This is a genomic window from Parabacteroides leei (assembly GCF_023369805.1).
Taxonomy (GTDB): Bacteria; Bacteroidota; Bacteroidia; order Bacteroidales; family Tannerellaceae; genus Parabacteroides; species Parabacteroides leei.
In genome coordinates this window covers 215,373-233,627 of sequence record NZ_JAMBQG010000001.1, presented here as the reverse complement: position 1 = coordinate 233,627, position 18,255 = coordinate 215,373, and the positions used below count along the sequence as shown (strand labels likewise).

At 48.7% G+C, this 18,255-nt stretch carries 9 protein-coding genes; 4 read left to right on the top strand and 5 right to left on the bottom strand.

Annotated elements, in window-relative coordinates; genetic code table 11:
- Window positions 1-100: 100 nt before the first annotated feature.
- Window positions 101-3,079, bottom strand: coding sequence for an AAA family ATPase (locus M1P97_RS00960; protein ID WP_249388134.1), 2,979 nt, complete (start codon window positions 3,077-3,079; stop codon window positions 101-103).
- Window positions 3,076-4,326 carry an exonuclease SbcCD subunit D gene (locus tag M1P97_RS00955; RefSeq protein WP_195374353.1) on the bottom strand — a complete coding sequence of 417 codons (1,251 nt, stop codon included), beginning with the start codon at window positions 4,324-4,326 and terminating at the stop codon, window positions 3,076-3,078. Before M1P97_RS00955 ends, M1P97_RS00960 begins: the two co-directional genes overlap by 4 nt.
- A gap of 197 nt (window positions 4,327-4,523) precedes the next feature.
- Here M1P97_RS00955 and M1P97_RS00950 point away from each other — a divergent pair, with 197 nt between their 5' ends.
- The 4 genes from M1P97_RS00950 (at window position 4,524) to M1P97_RS00935 (ending at window position 12,697) form a co-directional block, all read left to right on the top strand.
- Window positions 4,524-7,877, top strand: a complete 3,354-nt coding sequence (locus M1P97_RS00950) for a SusC/RagA family TonB-linked outer membrane protein (protein ID WP_249388133.1) — start codon at window positions 4,524-4,526, stop codon at window positions 7,875-7,877.
- An 18-nt stretch (window positions 7,878-7,895) separates the two neighbouring features.
- Window positions 7,896-9,695 carry a RagB/SusD family nutrient uptake outer membrane protein gene (locus tag M1P97_RS00945; RefSeq protein ID WP_195374355.1) on the top strand — a complete coding sequence of 600 codons (1,800 nt, stop codon included), beginning with the start codon at window positions 7,896-7,898 and terminating at the stop codon, window positions 9,693-9,695.
- A gap of 56 nt (window positions 9,696-9,751) precedes the next feature.
- Complete coding sequence (locus M1P97_RS00940; protein WP_195374356.1) at window positions 9,752-10,876, top strand: Sb-PDE family phosphodiesterase; 1,125 nt, start codon at window positions 9,752-9,754, stop codon at window positions 10,874-10,876.
- 150 nt (window positions 10,877-11,026) lie between these two features.
- Complete coding sequence (locus M1P97_RS00935; protein ID WP_249388132.1) at window positions 11,027-12,697, top strand: putative transporter; 1,671 nt, start codon at window positions 11,027-11,029, stop codon at window positions 12,695-12,697.
- 183 nt (window positions 12,698-12,880) lie between these two features.
- Here the strand turns inward: M1P97_RS00935 and M1P97_RS00930 are convergent, their stop codons facing one another.
- From M1P97_RS00930 to M1P97_RS00920, 3 genes are all read right to left on the bottom strand, one after another.
- Window positions 12,881-13,468: an Lcl C-terminal domain-containing protein gene (locus M1P97_RS00930; protein ID WP_249388131.1), complete on the bottom strand. Its 588-nt coding sequence runs from the start codon at window positions 13,466-13,468 to the stop codon at window positions 12,881-12,883.
- An 89-nt stretch (window positions 13,469-13,557) separates the two neighbouring features.
- Entirely contained in the window at window positions 13,558-15,210 is a 1,653-nt protein-coding gene (locus tag M1P97_RS00925) for a DUF1566 domain-containing protein (RefSeq protein ID WP_249388130.1), read from the bottom strand.
- 1,392 nt (window positions 15,211-16,602) lie between these two features.
- Window positions 16,603-18,252, bottom strand: a complete 1,650-nt coding sequence (locus tag M1P97_RS00920) for a Gfo/Idh/MocA family oxidoreductase (protein ID WP_195374358.1) — start codon at window positions 18,250-18,252, stop codon at window positions 16,603-16,605.
- Window positions 18,253-18,255: the final 3 nt, after the last annotated feature.

The following is an 18,255-nucleotide window of genomic DNA, read 5'->3' as shown; positions in this document are numbered from 1 at the left end:
TATATTTTCAATCAAATCTAAATCAATTCGATTATATCTTTAGACAGACTCCAAAGTCCTTTTTGAAAGAGACTTTGGGGTCTGTCTCTTTTTTACCATTTTACAAAACTTCCAGATAACTCCTTCCATTCCCTGCCCGGCTCACCCGTATCTGCACCGGAATGCGTTCCGTCATTTCCTGTACGTGCGAGATCACTCCGATCTTACGTCCCTGTGTACGCAGGCTTTCCAGGGCATCCATTGCGATACGGAGCGTGTCGGCATCCAACGAGCCGAAACCTTCGTCGATAAACAAGCTCTCGACCTTCATCCGGTTGGAGGAAAGAGACGATAATCCGAGTGCCAATGCCAAAGAAACAAGAAATGACTCTCCTCCCGAAAGACTATGCACGGTACGGATCTCATCACACATATCACGGTCGATCACCTGTAAAGCCAAAGTTTCAGGAACACGCTCCAACCGATAACGGCGGCTCAGGTCTCGCAATTGTACGTTTGCATAGTTAAGCAAGACATCGAGCGTATATCCCTGGGCGATACGGCGGAACTTAGCACCATCGGCCGAGCCTGCCAGATCATTCAGCTTCGCCCAGCGTTCACTTTCCCGACGACATTCCTCCAGTTCCTTCTGCTGGCTGGCTATTTTCTGTTTATTCTCAGTATTGGAACGGAGACGGAAAGCATACTCATTTTTCTCCTGGGTGACGCGGGGCAACAATGTTTCAAGCGTTTCCCCTTCATGTTCCCGGTTCCATGATTCGGACCAGTCGGACAATGCTTTCCGGCGAAATTGTAAATCTTCCGATGCTTTGTCCAGATCACGAGCGATCTGTTCGGAGATACCTCTCAATTGGTCGGCGATACCCGATTGTTCGGTCTGGACGGCTTGCAGGCGTTTCAGGCGTTCTTTTAATTCCTCTTTACGACGGCCGTATTCCTGTTCTATCTGATCGGCAGGCTTACCGGACAGCAATTTCGAACGTTCAGCCTGCAGAGCGGACAGTTCCGTCCGGTTTTTCTCATACCGCAGGGTGGCATCCTCTACTTCTTTTGTTAATGAAGGGAGGAAAGAGGCAAAGGATTCGCATTCCGCTTTCCGGGCGCTTTGTTCCCGTTGCAGTTGCTGTAACCGTTCTGTATTTTCATGCCACTGACGGGCAAAGGTCGTCAACGTATCTCGGAAAGAGTCCGGATCTTGCTGCCAGCCCTTCTGCCATTCATCATTTCCGAAAAGACGGTTGGCGGCAGAGAGAGATTTATTAAGCGCTTCCTTACTTTCCGCATAGATGGATTCTTCGCGGACAATCTGGGTTTCTGCCAGTTTCTGACGTCCGAGGATGTCCGTACGCGATTGTTCGGCCTCCGTCAGTTCCTTATGTAGTTGCAAAAGCTGCTGACGTAACTGGTTCAGTTGTTTTTCACTGGCGGCATAAGCCGTTTTACGGGTGGTTAGCTGCTGGAGTTGCAAGGTCAAAGCGGCAATAGTTTCGGTAATGGGATCGCCGGGGGCAGGGGGTGTGTGAATTACCGGATGATGCGTACTTCCGCACACCGGACAAGGGCTTCCCTCCTGCAACTTCTTCCGTAACTCCATTATATCACCGCTGGCAGCCTGCCGTGCCTGTTCGATCAATAGATTCTCACGTTCCGCACGAACAGCTTCCAACTGTTTCTCCAATGCTTCCTGATCCTGCGCTTTCAATTCCTGCTCCAACAAACGGATAGATTCTTCCGTCTGTTGAAGAGCCGTTCGTTTAGTCCCGGCAGTCTGTTGTACACTCTTTAGCTGCATGACCAGACGTTCGGTCGTCTGACGAATCGAGGCAATTGTTTTACCGGATTTTTCCAACGTTTGCCGCGCAGCCGAAGCAGCATCCAGATGCAACAACAATGCCGATAGTTGTTCCGCAATGCTCTCCTTACTCGCATAACGCTTCCGCCAATCGGTTAGGCGGGCGATCTCCGCTGTGCTTCGTTCCTGTTTGGTCTGGGCAGCCTTCAATTTATCCTCACTTTCTTTCTTCCGTTGGAGCGCATCGCGGAGGCGGGTTTCCGTTTCTTTCACCGAACGGGTTGCTTCATTCAGTTGTACATCGAGTTTGCGAGCCTGCTGCAATTCCTGCTGCAAGGCCTTAAAGTCAGTTTCCGAACGTTGTTCGTCCTGAATACCTCGTTCATACTCTTTGCGGGCTGTATCCAAAAGCTCCGTAGCCCGGAGCAGCTTACCGGTAGCCTCCTTTTGTTGTTCCCGCCGGGTATCGATCTGCTGGGTAGTAGATTTTACGGCCTCCTGTAAGGCTTGTTGTTCCACTTTCGCCTTTTCAAGGACCGACAAGGCAGCTTCCGATTCTTTGAAACGGGCCTGCAATTCCTGCTCCGCCTCTTCCGTAAGCAGTTCGATTCCCTGGATACGGGCTTGTATCTTGTCGTAAGCCTCTTTGGCTACCGCATTCTTTTCAAATATCAGCCGGGAGATGGAAGAATAAAGCTCGGTACCCGTCAGTTTTTCCAATAACGAAGCCTTTTCTCCCTGTTCCGCTTTCAGGAAGGTGGAAAAGTCATTCTGTGCCAGCAGGACAGAGCGGGTGAACTGTTCGAACGTCAGGCCGATCAGTTCGACTACACGCGATTGTAATTCAGAACGTGTACCTTGTTCTTCCTGTTCCTTATCTATATTATATAATGTAACGCGGGGACTCTGCAAACGTCCGTTCTCTTTGTCGCGGGCACGTCCGACCGACCAACGGGCCCTGTAGCGGTGTCCGTTCAAAGCCCGGAAATCGACCTCCGCATAACCGGAAGCCGTTCCCCTGCGCAATAAAAAGCGGGGATCGCTTTGCGGCAGTACCTCTTCGTTTACATCCCGCAGTTTCACGTTGTTCTCTTTCGCCTGGTCCGTACGCGGCGTACGGGCAAACAAAGCCAGGCACATGGCATCCAATATGGTAGACTTTCCCGCCCCCGTCGGTCCGGAAATAGCAAAGATCCCGGCAGACAACAAAGGTTCGACAGTAAAATCAACTTCAAACTCACCTTCCAGCGAGGCCAGATTACGGCCCCGTATCGCTAATACTTTCATAAAGAAACCTCCCGCATTACATCCTTAAACAATGATTCTATATCCTCCGGCAACTCCCCGCCATATTTGCCGGTAAAAGCATGTTTGAGCATTTCCAGCGGATCGATCCGTTGCAGATCGCTGTAAGACAACGGGCGGGCGGTATCCTCCTCCTTCCGCTTCGGGTAAGACGGAACGATAGAGGTCAGACGGACCGCTTTACCGGCAAGCGTCTCCTCCACCCTGTGGCGAAATCCCGGATCGGGTTCGGTCAGTAAAACGCGTACTTCGATATATGGCCAGCGATTCGGACTTTCGGATTCTTCCTCTCCGCAGGCAGGCAATTCTGCCAGCCGGGTAACCACCTCTTCCGGTGAAAGGGGTTGCTCCGGAATCCGGTGCAAGTCGACAAGCAAAGGGACAGGCACCGGTTCGACCTCCGACAGGCATCCGTTATCGATCGTAACGGCAACGACCTGGTGACGGTAGTTCTTCTCCGAAAAAGACATCGGCAGCGGACTGCCGGAATAGCGCAGGTTCTCCCTGCCTCCTATCCGTTGCGCTTTATGGATATGACCGAGGGCAGTATAAGCCAATCCCTCGTCGAATGTATCGGAAGAGACGGATTCCAGCCCCCCCATAATGATACGCTCGCTTCGGTCATCCTCCGACAACTCGGCTCCGGTAGCATGCAGGTGGCCCATAGCGACCAACGCCTCGCCGGGTTGCCTCCTGGCATCGGCATAGTCATACAATTGGCGGTACATACGGTTGATACCGGCAATATAGGTATCGTGTGTTTCTTCCGAAGCCGGATAATCCCCCTGCCGGAGATAAGGAACGGCAAGGCACCAGGCTTCACGTTTCTTTTCCTTATTATATAAAGGTATCACCAGGGAATTAAAATCAATCTCTCCGGTCTCCGTCCGCCGGATGATCCCGACGATAGAGGTATTCAATTCTTCCAACAAAGGGATGGGAGATTCCAACCGGGCTGCCGAGTCATGGTTTCCGGCAATGACAACGATTTGCAGGTGCGGATTACGGCGGTTTGCCTCCTTCAGGAAATGAAAGAAACGCCGTTGGGCCGCAGCAGACGGGTTAGCCACGTCGAATACATCCCCGGCAATCAACAGGACATCCGTCTGCTGCGCTGCCAGCGTATCGACCAGCCAATTCAGAAAGGCATCGTGTTCCTCCTCCCGGTCGTAACCGAAGAAGGTCTGCCCCAGATGCCAGTCGGCAGTATGTATGATCTTTAAAGACATCGTTTGTTTTTCTTGTTTTCATTAAATGAGTATTCAAAGATAAAAGATAATTCATATATATCCGGCCTCTCGAAGGCTTTAAATAAGATCTTTTTTGTAACAGAGAAGAGACGGAATTGTCTCTGCAATGAAAAATGACCGCAACATTTCCGTAATTCCACGCTTTTACCTTTGCGGCAACAAAAAGAAACAAATTTATGACAAATTTTACTTCTGACTCGCGTGTAAGGCGTGTGCTCTTAGTACCGGCCGGAATATTGGCCTGCAGCTTGTTTACCCCTTTTTGCGCTGCTGCCGGAAACGACATACCGGTAGCCATCTCCCATCAGGTGCGAACGAAAATACAAGTGAGCGGTACCATTGTAGATGCTACCGGCCTGCCACTGATCGGAGCGACCGTATTGGAAAAAGCCAGTGGTAACGGAACGATTACCGACGTCGACGGGAATTTCAGCCTGGCTGTCCCCTCCGATGCTGTCCTATCGGTAAGCTATATCGGTTATAAACCACAGGATGTAGTAGTCAACGGAAAGACAAACTTCCATATCGTACTGGAAGATGATGCAGAGAAACTGGAAGAAGTGGTCGTTGTCGGCTACGGGGTACAGCGGAAGGTGAATCTCTCCGGTTCGGTAGACCAGATCAATGCCAAGCAACTGGGAGTCCGTCCGATCACCAACATTTCCAAAGGATTACAGGGAATGGTACCCAACCTCAACATCGACTTTACAAGTGGCGAACCTGGACAGGCTGCCAAGATCAATATCCGTGGAGAAGCCTCCATCAATGGTGGCAGTCCGCTGATCCTGATCGACGGGGTCGCTTCGGATGCCGAAGAACTGAACCGCCTGTTGCCGGAAGATATCGAAACCCTTTCCGTACTGAAAGATGCTTCTTCGGCTGCCATCTACGGTGCGCGTGCCGCCTTCGGTGTGATCCTGATCACGACCAAACAGGGTAACACCGACCGTATCCAGGTGAGCTACAACAATAACTTTGCCTGGAAACGCCCCTCCATCCTCCCTAACAAGACTTCCGACCCTTATATCTACCTGAAACTGAAAAACATTGCCGTACTGAACACTCCCTGGAGCTCCGGCCACGTCGCCAGCGACGAACGCCTCGAATGGGCGCGCCAGCGTTCCGACAACCCGGACGGTACCGATCCGGTACGCCTCAATCCGCTGGATGAAACACAATGGGAATATATGGGAAACCGCGATTGGACACGTTATTTCCTGGATAAAAATACGTTCAGTAATACCCACCAACTGTCGGTATCCGGAGCTACGGAGAAAACAAAGTTCTACCTTTCCGGAGGTGTCGACGATGAGAACGGTATCCTGGCAGGGATCGTAAAGAACGACAACTACCGCCGTTACAGCATGCGTGCCAAGGTGAGTTACAAAGTGTGGGACTGGCTGACGTTATCGAACAATACATCGTTCGTGGCGACCAACCGCATCAAGCCCAGTTATCTTTCCAGTCGCGGCGAACCATATATCGACAGTAACGGCATCCGGCAGAAAGGAATCGGCGATTCGAACATGAGTATCTTCTACGACCTCGCTCCTACCGACTGGGATAAAAACCCAGACGGTACCTGGGCGAATAACTCTGCCGGTATCGCTATGGCCCAGCTAGTGGACGGCGGAGAGGAAACGACTAAATACAACCGCTTGCAGAGCACTTTCTCCGCAGAAATGTCCTTCCTGGAAAAGATGTTATTGGTAAATGCCAACTTCACCTTTATGAAAGGGAATGAAGATTACAACTGGTTCAAGAACAAATATACCATCGGGTACGGCCCGAACGACATCCGCGAACTGGGCAACAGCAAAGCGTACAAAAGTACGACCAACGATTTTTACAGCGTGTTGGAACTCTTCGCGACCTTCAATAAGGCGTTCGACAAACATTATGTAACCGGTATCCTCGGATTCAACCAAGAATACAACCGCTGGAATTGGTATAAGGCCGAACGGGAAGGTATCATCTCGAACTCGCTTCCGTCCATCGGGCTTTCGTCGGGCGACCAGTTCGTCAGCGAACAGTATGCCGACTGGGCGATACGAGGACTCTTCTTCCGTGCCAATTATACCTACGACAACCGATATATCTTCGAAGTGAACGGGCGTTACGACGGTACTTCGCGTTTCCCGAAAGAGAAACGTTTCGGATTCTTCCCTTCCGCATCCGCCGCCTGGCGTGTGGATGCAGAGCCGTTCTTCGAATCGCTGAGGGAGACAGTCAGCCAGTTGAAGTTCCGTGCTTCCTACGGTTCACTGGGTAATCAGCTGGTCGGGGAATACGGGTATATCCCGGCGATGAGCTCGAAACGGGGAAGTTATATCATTAACGGCAAGCTGCAACAGGTAGTCACTCCCCCTTCATTGGTTTCTCCTGATTATACCTGGGAAGAGGTACGTACTCTTAACGGCGGTCTCGACCTGGCTTTCCTCGATAATAAGCTGACAGCCACCGTCGATGTATACCGTCGCGATACCAAAGGGATGCTTACCCTGGGAAAAGAGCTTCCCGGAGTACTGGGAGCCAGCGAACCCAAAGAGAACGCGGCCGATATGAAAACAACCGGCTGGGAATTGACCGTGGGTTACCGTGACGAGTTCCAACTGGACGGCAAGCCTTTCAATTGGGGAGCTAAGTTCATGTTGTCCGACAACCGCTCCTGGATCACCCGTTTCGACAATCCGACCCGGAGCCTGACCCAATATTACGAAGGGCAGGAACTGGGCGAGATCTGGGGTTTACAAAGCGACGGCTTCTTCCAGAGTGAAGAGGAGATCAAGAACCTCGACCAGTCGACGATCATCCCCTGGGGTGCTTTGGAGATCGTCAACGGATGGCCGAAATACAAAGATCTGAACGGCGACAAGAAGATTACCAAAGGAAACACGACCGTAGACGATCCGGGCGACCTGAGCATCATCGGCAATTCTTCGCCCCGTTTCCGCTTCGGGTTCAACCTGAATGCCGAATGGAATGGATTCGACCTGTCCGCTTTCTTCCAGGGGATTGCCAAACGCGACTATTACCCGGTCAGTTACCTATACTGGGGCTTCTACCAGCAACCCTATGCCGGAGGTCCCGAACATCTGTTCGACTTCTACCGCCCGACAACCGACAGCGATGTGGATATGGCCAAACATTCACAGTCGTATATCGCCGCCGGGCTGGCTAACCAAAATCTAAATGCCCGTTATCCGGTGCTCCAATCCTGGCTGGCCGACAAGAACCTGGGAACCGATATCAATAAGTCGATGGGGCTGGCTATTCCTCAGACCAACTATCTATTGAACGGTGCTTACCTGCGTATCAAAAACATCACGCTGGGATATACTCTGCCCTCCGAATGGACCCAAAAAGCACACTTGAGCCGGGTACGTGTGTTCGTCAGCGGTGATAATATATTCGAATGGAGTGCCCTGAAGAAATATTTCGATCCCGAGGCTGTGACCGACGAATCCAACTACGGGTATGTCTATCCGTTCAACCGCCAATATTCATTCGGCATCAATGTGACATTCTAACTATTTAAAAGAGAAATAATGAAAAAAGAATTATATTCCCTGGCAACGATCCTTGCCTGCCTCGTAGCGACCTCCTGCAACGACAGTTTCATGGACCGTCAACCGCAAACGGAAATCGGCGTGGAAAGTTACTTCAATACGGAGCAGGACCTGAAAATGTACTGCTATAACCTCTACAATTTCCCCAACTTCAACAATTATACGGCGGATGCCGGCACAGATAACCAGGCTACGACGGACGTGGTGGAAGTAAAGAATATCATGATCTCGACCAACCCCAATTCGACGACCGTCAGTGCCGACTGGGAATGGGATAAACTGCGCACGATCAACCTTTTCCTCGAAAATTGCGAAAGGGCGGCCGTAGCCGAAGATGTACTAGCCCACTATCAGGGGGTTGCCCGCTTCTTCCGTGCCCGTTTCTATATGGACAAAGTGAAACGCTTCTCCGATGTCCCCTGGTACGACAAGACATTGACTACCGCAGATGAAGATTTATACAAGCCGCGCGATTCAAGGGATTTTGTCGTTCAGAAGATATTCGAAGATTATCAGTTTGCCGCCGAACATGTAAAGACCGGACAGGAGATCGGTGCCGTAGATAGATGGGTTGTCCTCACTTATATGGCGCGTCATGCCTTATATGAGGGTACTTACCGTAAGTATCACAACGAGCTGAACTTGCAAAGTTCTGCCGACACTTACCTGAAAATGGCTGCCGACGCTACCCTTCAGATCATGAACGAAGGAGGTTTCAGCATCTACACGACAGGGGATATAGACAACGATTATCACACCTTGTTCGAAAGTTCCGACCTGAGTATCAACCCGGAAATCATTCTGGCGACCTACTTCGACAGGAAGATACAGGGAAATGGCTTCTGGGCTTTTATGTTCGGTAATTATATCCCCTGTCCGACCAAAGACCTGGTACAGTCGTACCTGATGAAAGACGGTTCTTACTACTCCGCCCAACCGGGTTACGAGACCAAACAGTTCGTCGAAGAGTTCCAGAACCGTGACCCACGTATGTGGCAGACTCTCGCCTGGCCGGGATGGGAGCTGATCAACACGATGACTTATGCACCTGGGGCAGGTATCTATGTGCAGAACCTAAACAAGAACTTCTCGGGTTACCACCAGATCAAAGGCTTTATCAACAATAAGGACGAAGACTATTACCTGGGCATCGACTATCCGGTACTCCGTTATGCTGAAGTGTTGCTGACCTATGCCGAAGCCCGTGCCGAACTGGGCGAACTGACACAGGACGACCTGAACAAAACAATCAACCTGCTCCGTTCACGTGCCGGCCTCCCTGCCATGCAACTGAACCCGACAGCCGATCCGGTCATGCAGAAAGCCTTCCCGAATATCTCTTCCACCCTGCAGGAGATACGCCGCGAACGCCGTGTCGAACTGGCCCTCGAAGGTTTCCGCTACGACGACCTGATGCGCTGGAAAGCCGGAAAGCTATTGGAAAAAGAACCTGAAGGTCTCTACTTCCCCTCTCTAGGCAAGTTCGACCTGACCGGAGACGGCATCGAAGATATTTACCTGATCCCTTCTTCACAGGACATCCCTGCCGAAGCGGATAAAGAGAGCAACTCATTAGGCAAAAAGCTAGTCTACTACAAAACCGGAACGATCGACGACACGAACGCGACCGTCTACCTGACGGAAGGCACAAAAGGTAATATTCTGACCATCAAAGATATCGGCACGTTTCAGGAACCTAAGTTCTACTACCGTCCCGTCCCCAAACACGAAATGGAACTGAATCCGGCACTAGCTCCGCAGTTGTTCGGATGGGAATAAGGAGAATTGAAAATTGAGAATAGAGAATTATTTAATAAGGTAATATAAAATATAATATGAAGACAACAAACGTATTGATCGCACTATCATTATTGGCGGCAGGTATATGTGCAAATGCGCAGGAAGCACTGCCCAAACAGATTAAAGCTGGAAAAGAACGGGTAAAGGCCCGCAAGGAGATTCGCCTGCCGCAGATCGACGGGTACAACCTGTTGAAATGCGACTTCCATATCCACACCATCTTCTCCGACGGTATCGTCTGGCCGACCCTGCGGGTGCAGGAAGCCTGGGAGGAAGGTTTGGATGCGATTGCCATCACCGACCATATCGAAGGACAACCGGCACGCCCGGCCATCGAAAAAGGTAATCATAACTACTCTTTCGACCTGGCCCGGGAGGAAGCAGCACGCCGGGAAATCATCCTTATCAAAGGGGGTGAAATCACCCGCTCGATGCCTCCCGGCCATTTGAATGCTTTGTTCGTCAAAGATGTGAATGCTCTCGACCAAAAGGATTATATGAAAGCAATTGAAGAAGCACACAACCAGGGAGCCTTCATCCAGTGGAATCATCCGGGATGGGGAGTCGACTCTATCCAGTGGCACGAAGTGCACGAGACACTCTACCAAAAAGGTTGGCTGAACGGTATCGAGGTTTTCAACGAGTTCGAATGGTATCCGGTGGCATTGAACTGGGTGAACGAAAAGAACCTGACCCTGCTTTGTAACACCGACATACACGACGTAATCGAACGTTTATATGACTTCCGCACCACTGGCCACCGTCCGATGACGCTTGTCCTATCAAAAGACCGCACAACTGAAGGAATCCGTGAAGCGCTCTTCGACCGCCGTACTTTGATATGGTTTTACGATACCCTGATGGGAAAAGAGGACCTGCTGCGGAAGTTCTTCCAGGCCTCCATCGAAGTGAAACCGATCCATCACACCACTCCCGAACGTTCTTACCAGAGCATCGTCAACCACACAGATGTCCCTTTCCTGTTAAAGAAAATCGACAAAAATGCCAATGGCTACCCGGAAACGATCGAAGTACCGGCAGGAGAAACGGTCTTGGTTATTCTTCCTAAAAATGAAAGCAGTCAGTCGGTCAGCTATCAGATAGACAATATGATTGTCAGCCCGGAAAAGAAATTACAAGTACAGTTATTCGGCAAGTAAATATATACCAACCTTGTAGGGGCAGGTTCTAAACCTGCCCTTTTACATTTTCCTGTTCCCACCCCATTCCTCTATTCCCACATTACTCCATTATTTCGCCTGTTATCAAAATAAAGCCCTATCTTTGCATCCTCAACAAATAACACGGATATGGATTGGTTGCAGGAAGCTTTTTTTGAGCCGACGATGTTGCAGGCTGTTATCGTGATCTCACTGGTTTCTGCGGTGGGACTGTTTCTGGGAAGACAGAAAATATTCGGTATATCACTGGGTATCACCTTTGTTTTCTTTGCCGGAATCATGGCCGGACACTTCGGGATTGTAGTCAATAAGGATATGCTGAACTTTGCACAGAGTTTCGGTTTGATCCTGTTTGTTTATTCCCTGGGGTTACAGGTCGGCCCGGGTTTTTTCTCTTCACTGAAGAAAGGCGGTGTCGCCATGAATATGATGGGGCTGGGCGTTATTTTGCTAGGGTTGATCATGACGCTTGTCCTGCATTGGACCACAGGTGTTTCGCTACCCAATATGGTCGGATTACTCTGTGGGGCTGTAACCAACACGCCGGCATTGGGAGCTGCCCAACAGGCTTTACTACAGGTGAATCCTGCCGATTATAAAGAAGTGACCGACATGGCACTGGCTTGCGCCGTGGCTTATCCTCTGGGCGTTGTAGGCGTGATCATGGCTATTATCCTGCTACGGAAAGTATTCAGCAATAAAAATCTGCCGGACGAAAAGGAAAAACATAACTCTAAACCCAACATTACCGAATTCCATATCAGCAACCCTGCTATCTACGATAAAAGCATCAAGGATATCATGAAGTTGACGGAGAAACATTTTGTCATCTCACGGGTATGGCGCAACGGGAAAGTCAGTATTCCTACCTCCGATACGATCCTCCACCAGGACGACCACCTCTTGATCATCTCCCAAAAATCAGACACAGAAACGATCAAAGTCCTTTTCGGAGAAGAAGAAAATGTAGACTGGAACAAAGAAGATATAGACTGGAATGCAATCGACTCGCAACTGATCTCACGCCGTATCGTCGTGACCCGTAACCGAGTGAACGGCGTAAAGCTCGGATCGCTCCGCCTGCGTAACCTGTATGGTATCAATATCACCCGTGTCAACCGTGCCGGTATCGACCTGATAGCCGATACAAATCTGCGCTTGCAGATCGGTGACCGCCTGACGATCGTCGGTGAAAAAAATGCGGTTAATAATGTAGGAAAGATACTGGGTGATGAGATCAAACGCCTGGACAACCCGAACCTGCTGGCCGTATTTATCGGCATCTCGCTGGGTGTCCTGCTTGGTTCGCTGCCTATTATGCTGCCGGGGATGACTACTCCTATTAAACTGGGTATTGCCGGTGGCCCGATCATTGTCGGTATCCTGATGGGAGCCTTCGGTCCACGCTTTCATCTGACAACTTATACAACAATGAGTGCCAACCTGATGTTGCGTCAATTGGGTATCGTGATCTATCTGGCGGGACTGGGAATCGATTCAGGAGCTCATTTTTTCGAAACGGTATTCCGGACGGAAGGTCTGTTATGGATCGGACTGGGATTCCTGCTGACCATCGTACCGGTACTGATAGTCGGCTTTATCGCCTCCCAATTCCTCAAACTCGATTATGCACATAATGTCGGAATGCTTTGCGGCAGTATGGCGAATCCTATGGCGCTGACTTATGCCAATACGACAGTGGAAGGCGACGAACCTTCGGTAGCCTACGCTACGGTTTATCCCCTATCCATGTTTATCAGGGTGATATCGGCACAGTTGATTATTATGCTATTTATGTAAAACAATGAGTCAATCTGTCAATGTAGAATGTGAGCTATCGGAAGTAGTATCCAAACAAAAAACAATGATACTACAACCGATAGCAACAGTTTTTTACTATAAACATATTTGTTTTGTTAGTAATCGCTATGTGTAAGCAGGAAATTTGACTGAGCGTGAATTAAATTGACAAACAGGTAATTGTTAAAGATCCCGGACACAACGAACGTAGAACGAATTAGTCTTATTGCTGGTACCCACGGTACCATTACCGAAGTACACACGCCACACGTTGTTAGTGCTGTACTCCGTAGCACTCCAGTAGCCGCCGGCGAAAAACGCAGTAAAGTGGCCTTTTCCGATTAACTGAGGGTGCAATATCCATATCATCAGCAGTTCACGTTGAGTAGGCAAACGCCAAGAACCTGTCCCACCGCCTTCTCCATTATACGACGCACAAGCCTTCCAGGCAGCAGCCCAGTCAACGGTAACTTCCAAATCAGCCCGCATCACCTGATATTTTATTGACATCCTGGCATTCCAGCTACCATTCTGACCGGATACAGAACTACCGGCAGACAAAAAATCTGTATTTGACGGTGTCTGCTGTTTTATCTGCGCATGCCGGGAAGCCGCTTCTGTAGATGACAACACAGCCCCCAGCGGATTCAAAGCACTTAAATCAATTACCGGATAGCCGCTTGGCATAGTAACAACCTGTGCCGACATTGAACCGGCAGAGAAGATCAACAACAATAATAAATAGATACAGACTTTATTTATTCGATACATAATTATATTCCTCCTATATTCTTTTAATAACGTTACATACATTGATGAACACACTAGAAAATATCCACCAAATACATATAGATAAATAGTTAAAGATCTCGGGCGCAACGAACCCTGAACATAGTGGTCTTAAAATTATTGTCCACGTAGCCATTACCGAAAGTCACGTACCACGAGTTAGTCGCATTGGCCTCCGAAGAACTCCAGAAGATGTCGGTGTAGAACGCAGAGTAGTCCGCATAAGCGCCGTTCTGCTCTATACCTCTCAATATTTCCCATATTGCTGCCAACTGTGCTTGAGTCGGTAGATACCAGGTTCCTTTAGCGACACCGCCAATCGTCAGATTATAGCAATAATCATAAGCTAAACCGGCAGTCTGATTTATACAGTTTAATGTATAAGTATAATCCCAGTATTTTTGGGTATCCGATTGATATTGAGTCGAAGTATTGTCTGACCACTTTCTTGTTACATTATCTGTTGCCGTCGTCCCACTCGTATTAGGCTGTAACAACAGGTTCTTCGTATAAGAGCCGATTATTGTCGGCGCAGCACCTGTTCCGGTTGTGTACCCCGAAGCACCACCGAATCGGCCGATGTTTAGGCCCCCTTTTACAACAGTGTTGGTAACAGTTACATTTGAATTGGCAGTAGCCGCCAATTCCAGATGCTTCGCCAGGGTTCCGCTAACGTTGACTGTTATGTTATAAATGTTATTACGCCGTAAAGCAATATTTTTCAAATAAACATCATAGGTAAAGGCATAGCCGCCACCGGCTATATATTCCTCCCCAACTGCCGGATTTGTATTGACTGCTACTGACTTTGTATCGGTTCCCAGCCGGATATAAACGGTTTTAGCCGCATCAGCGGTCGTTTGTACGTTCTCACCTACATACCAGGTATTACCGTTTGTATTTTTCCCGGCAGTGGCAGTTGTATTATATCGCCCCGAAGCAGTTGCTGTAGAGCCTGTTCCGTCATAATTATTGGAAGTGCCGAAATACATCTTTCCTGCATTATACAAATTGATGGCATTACGGGAAGGGCCTCCCTCGATGGAAAAAGTATTGTTAGTCAAATTGATCTGGGCAAGCATGCGGTAGAGCTGAACGGTTGGTACAGCAGTAAAGGAACCTCCTGATAAAGTAACCGTTGCACTACCCACATAAGGTATATCCGTGTCTTTTGTTACATCACTTGTTAATGTCAGATTTTGGAATGCGGCATAGTTTCCATTAAAAGTAGAAAAAGCAGTATTACTTGTATAATTATCCCCGGCAGCATCATTGGCAATAATAACCAAGCGACCGTTGGTGGCAGAAGCATCTGCGATATTGGTAAACACCAGCGTCACACTTGAACCTGTACTTGCCATTGTAAGCGAAGCCTTCCCGTTGAACGTACCATCGCTCTTAAACAAAAAAGCATAGATATTCTTTAGTGACGAAGCGGCTTTGGTGGTGATGGTCTTTGCCGTATCGGTTGTCAATACCTGCATCTCGTAGTAGAAGCCTGCTTTACGTGCTTCGCTGGCGGAGTCGGATTCACAGATTACGGCCTTTGTCTCAACTATCGGAGGTACGGCAAGCGACAATTTCAGCGTAGCCGTTTCTCCTTTTCCTTTGTCGGGCAGTTCTCGTTCTGCATCGTCTGTACAAGCGGGTAAAATACCTGAGAATACTAACGCGGAAACCAGCGTCAGCAAACGGCTTGCACCTGAATGTAATGTTTTGTTCATGTGAAAATGAATTGATATCCATCAATCCCCGGAGTGGATAGGTTATAAAATAAAAGAGGCGCGAGGACTGTTGATATATCAAGAGTTGAGGCCTTAGACTGCCCTAAACATCAATATACAACAGCTACCCTCACGCCCTTTTATTTGTAAATCCATACAAACATATACATATAGTAATGCCTATGAATAGATATAACAAAAAAGGTACGTGAGCATTTAGCCTGTATATTATCCGATGTTTATGAAATTGTCTAAGTTTCAACTCTTGGATAATATCTTTAAAACGCTTCCGTAATCAATAAAACGTACTTACCGGTAACGCTATACCAGGGTACAAGGGCAAAAATATAGAGAAGCGGCGGATAAAACAAGCAAAAAGGAAAAAGTTTTTCGATTTGATTGTCGTTCTTTATTCGTTCAAATTCAATATCTCGTTGATATTCTATGTCAATAAGCAGGAAAAGCCGGATTTGTTTTTCTGTTTCGAGCATGAGGAGACAAGGTTGTGCTATCGGTTATTTTATCATTTTATCATTTTGTCATTTTACCATTTTGATAATTCTCCCATGAAATCCTTTCGTTGTATGCACTTACGGTCAGAGGTCTATTCAAATATCCCGCTGTGCCGGAGTTAAGCATTGACATTTTGATTACGTATACGCAGATAAAGATTGCAGATAGATTACCGGCGAGAATACTTCCGGCAGGCAATTGAGAAAGAAGGTAGTAAGAATGTAGTTTGAGCAACACAATGTTAGTCGAGAAAGTATTAACCGACAGTAACTTCCGGAAGAAAAAGAGCCATTTAGTATGCCGTATTTGTATCTTTTTAGTACTTCCCTACCTGTCTACTCCAACTACCTGGGACTTCATTGCCATCAGCCGGGACTTCATTCGGATTAGCTCGGACTTCACCTGCATTTACCTCGGTCTCCATCGCGATTAGGTCCCAGCCGATGGAAGCAAAGTCCGATTTCATCACCACTAGCTGCCGGATATTCTTAGAAAAGTAACCTGTCAGGAGCATTTATTTCTTTGTCTCTGTTGTACAAAGTGGCTTGTTCGTGATATTTTGCCATCAATCCGATGTGTTTAGTTGCATAACGCACGGTTCTCCTTTTATAAAAGCTGTGTCTTATTAAAGATACAAACCTAGTAAAAGGTGAACCAAAATGACAGACCTTGTAGGGGCGGTTCGCGAACCGCCCAATATCAACAGGACGTAATCATTGTCACAAAGGGCAGGTTCCAAACCTGTCCCTACAGTCGAACCTGCCTGTCCCATTGTGACGGCGCCTGTAAGGGCGGTTCGCGAACCGCCCCTACCAACGACACTACATTCAATTCTGGCGAGAATCGAAATAAACTAATTCTGCCAATGGGTATAATAAGTTACCCTCTTACGATCTCTTCTTTCTCCTTATCCCAGTACATCGTACGTCCTTCCAGATAAGCATGGGTTCCCATGTGGGCGGTCATGGCTTCCTGGAATGCGGCATCGATATTACAGCTGGGCTGCTTGTTCTGGCGGATACATTCCAACCATTCGCGAATATGCAGGTGAGTCGTATCGTAACGTTTACCGCTTACATACGTATAAAGCAGACCGCGTTGAGCGAAATACAACTCCGTAGGCGACGTGATGGCATCCACCGAGTTTTGCCCCGGCACATAGGTATAGAATGGTTCGTTCGGTTTGATGATCCCCTTGTCGATCTTCTCCTTATAGATCTCGGAAGCCGGATCGGCCTTCAGGGTGATCGTATTGGAAAGCTCCATCTGGGCATCGTGTCCCATAATGACTTTACCACGCGGACGGTTGCTTGCCAGTGTGGCGCTGTACAACATCGTCATATCGCGGTCCGGAAATTCGAAGGTAGTCTGCAACACATCCGGCACGGTACGGCCATCCTTGAAGTAATAGACACCACCGGAAGAGGTTGCCGAGTGAGGAATACCGACATCGAATATCTGGTTGATCGCATCATATTCGTGTGTCAACAGGTCACCGCTCAATCCTGTACTGTAATCCCACCAGCAACGCCAGCGAAAGAAACGTTCCAGGCTGAACTTGTCGCGGGGATCAGGACCGATATACCGTTGCAGGTTATTAGATGTCATATAGTCGGTATATTCCTTGATACGTTCTTCCGGCCCTTCGAACTGTTTCCAGTCGATCGTTTCGGGGGAAGCACCGTCGATCAGCGGATATACCCAGGCTCCGTTCGGGTCGTTACGGTTGGTACATACTTCGATCAGGGATACTTTACCGATCAGCCCCTTGTCGATGATCTCTTTGGCACGGATATAACTGTCGGTCTGACGTCCCTGGTGGCCTAACTGGAATACAATACCTGTTTCTTTCACGACTTCCCGTACCTTATAAGTTTCGGGAACTGTCCACGAAAGAGGTTTCTCTACATACACATGCTTGCCGGCTTTAGCCGCTTCCATCGCCATCGTACTATGCCAGTGATCGGGAGTCGCAATGATAACAGCGTCGATATCGTCGGCCGCCAACAGTTCCTGATAGGTTCTGTAACGTTTCGGAGCCTTACCGAAAGTACCGTTCGATCCTTCGCGGTGGATGTTGGAGGCAGCCAGTACAGCCGCTTCGCCATATACATCGAAAATATCGCATACGCCGGTTACTTCTATATTCAGGTCGTCCTGTTGCAGGAACTGTTCGTAACGCTTGTCCTTACTGTCGTTCTTTGCCCCTTCGATCAGTCCGTCGATCCAGGATGGTTCGGCGAAACCGGCGGCACGCATCAACTGCTTACCGCGGATACCGAAACCGATCATCCCGATACGTATCTTCTTTCCGTCCGGCTGGGCGGGGATCATATAATGTTCTTTATCGAAACGGAAAGAGCTACCCAGACTTTTCGTTTTTTTGTCGTATTGCTGTTTCTTATAGACGCCATAGCCCAATGCTCCCAACACGGGTATGGTAGCCAATGTTTTCAGGGCATTGCGCCGGCCTTCCGATTCGGGGCCTTTGTTTTCTTTCGGAGTATTATTGTTATTTTCTGTTGCCATGAT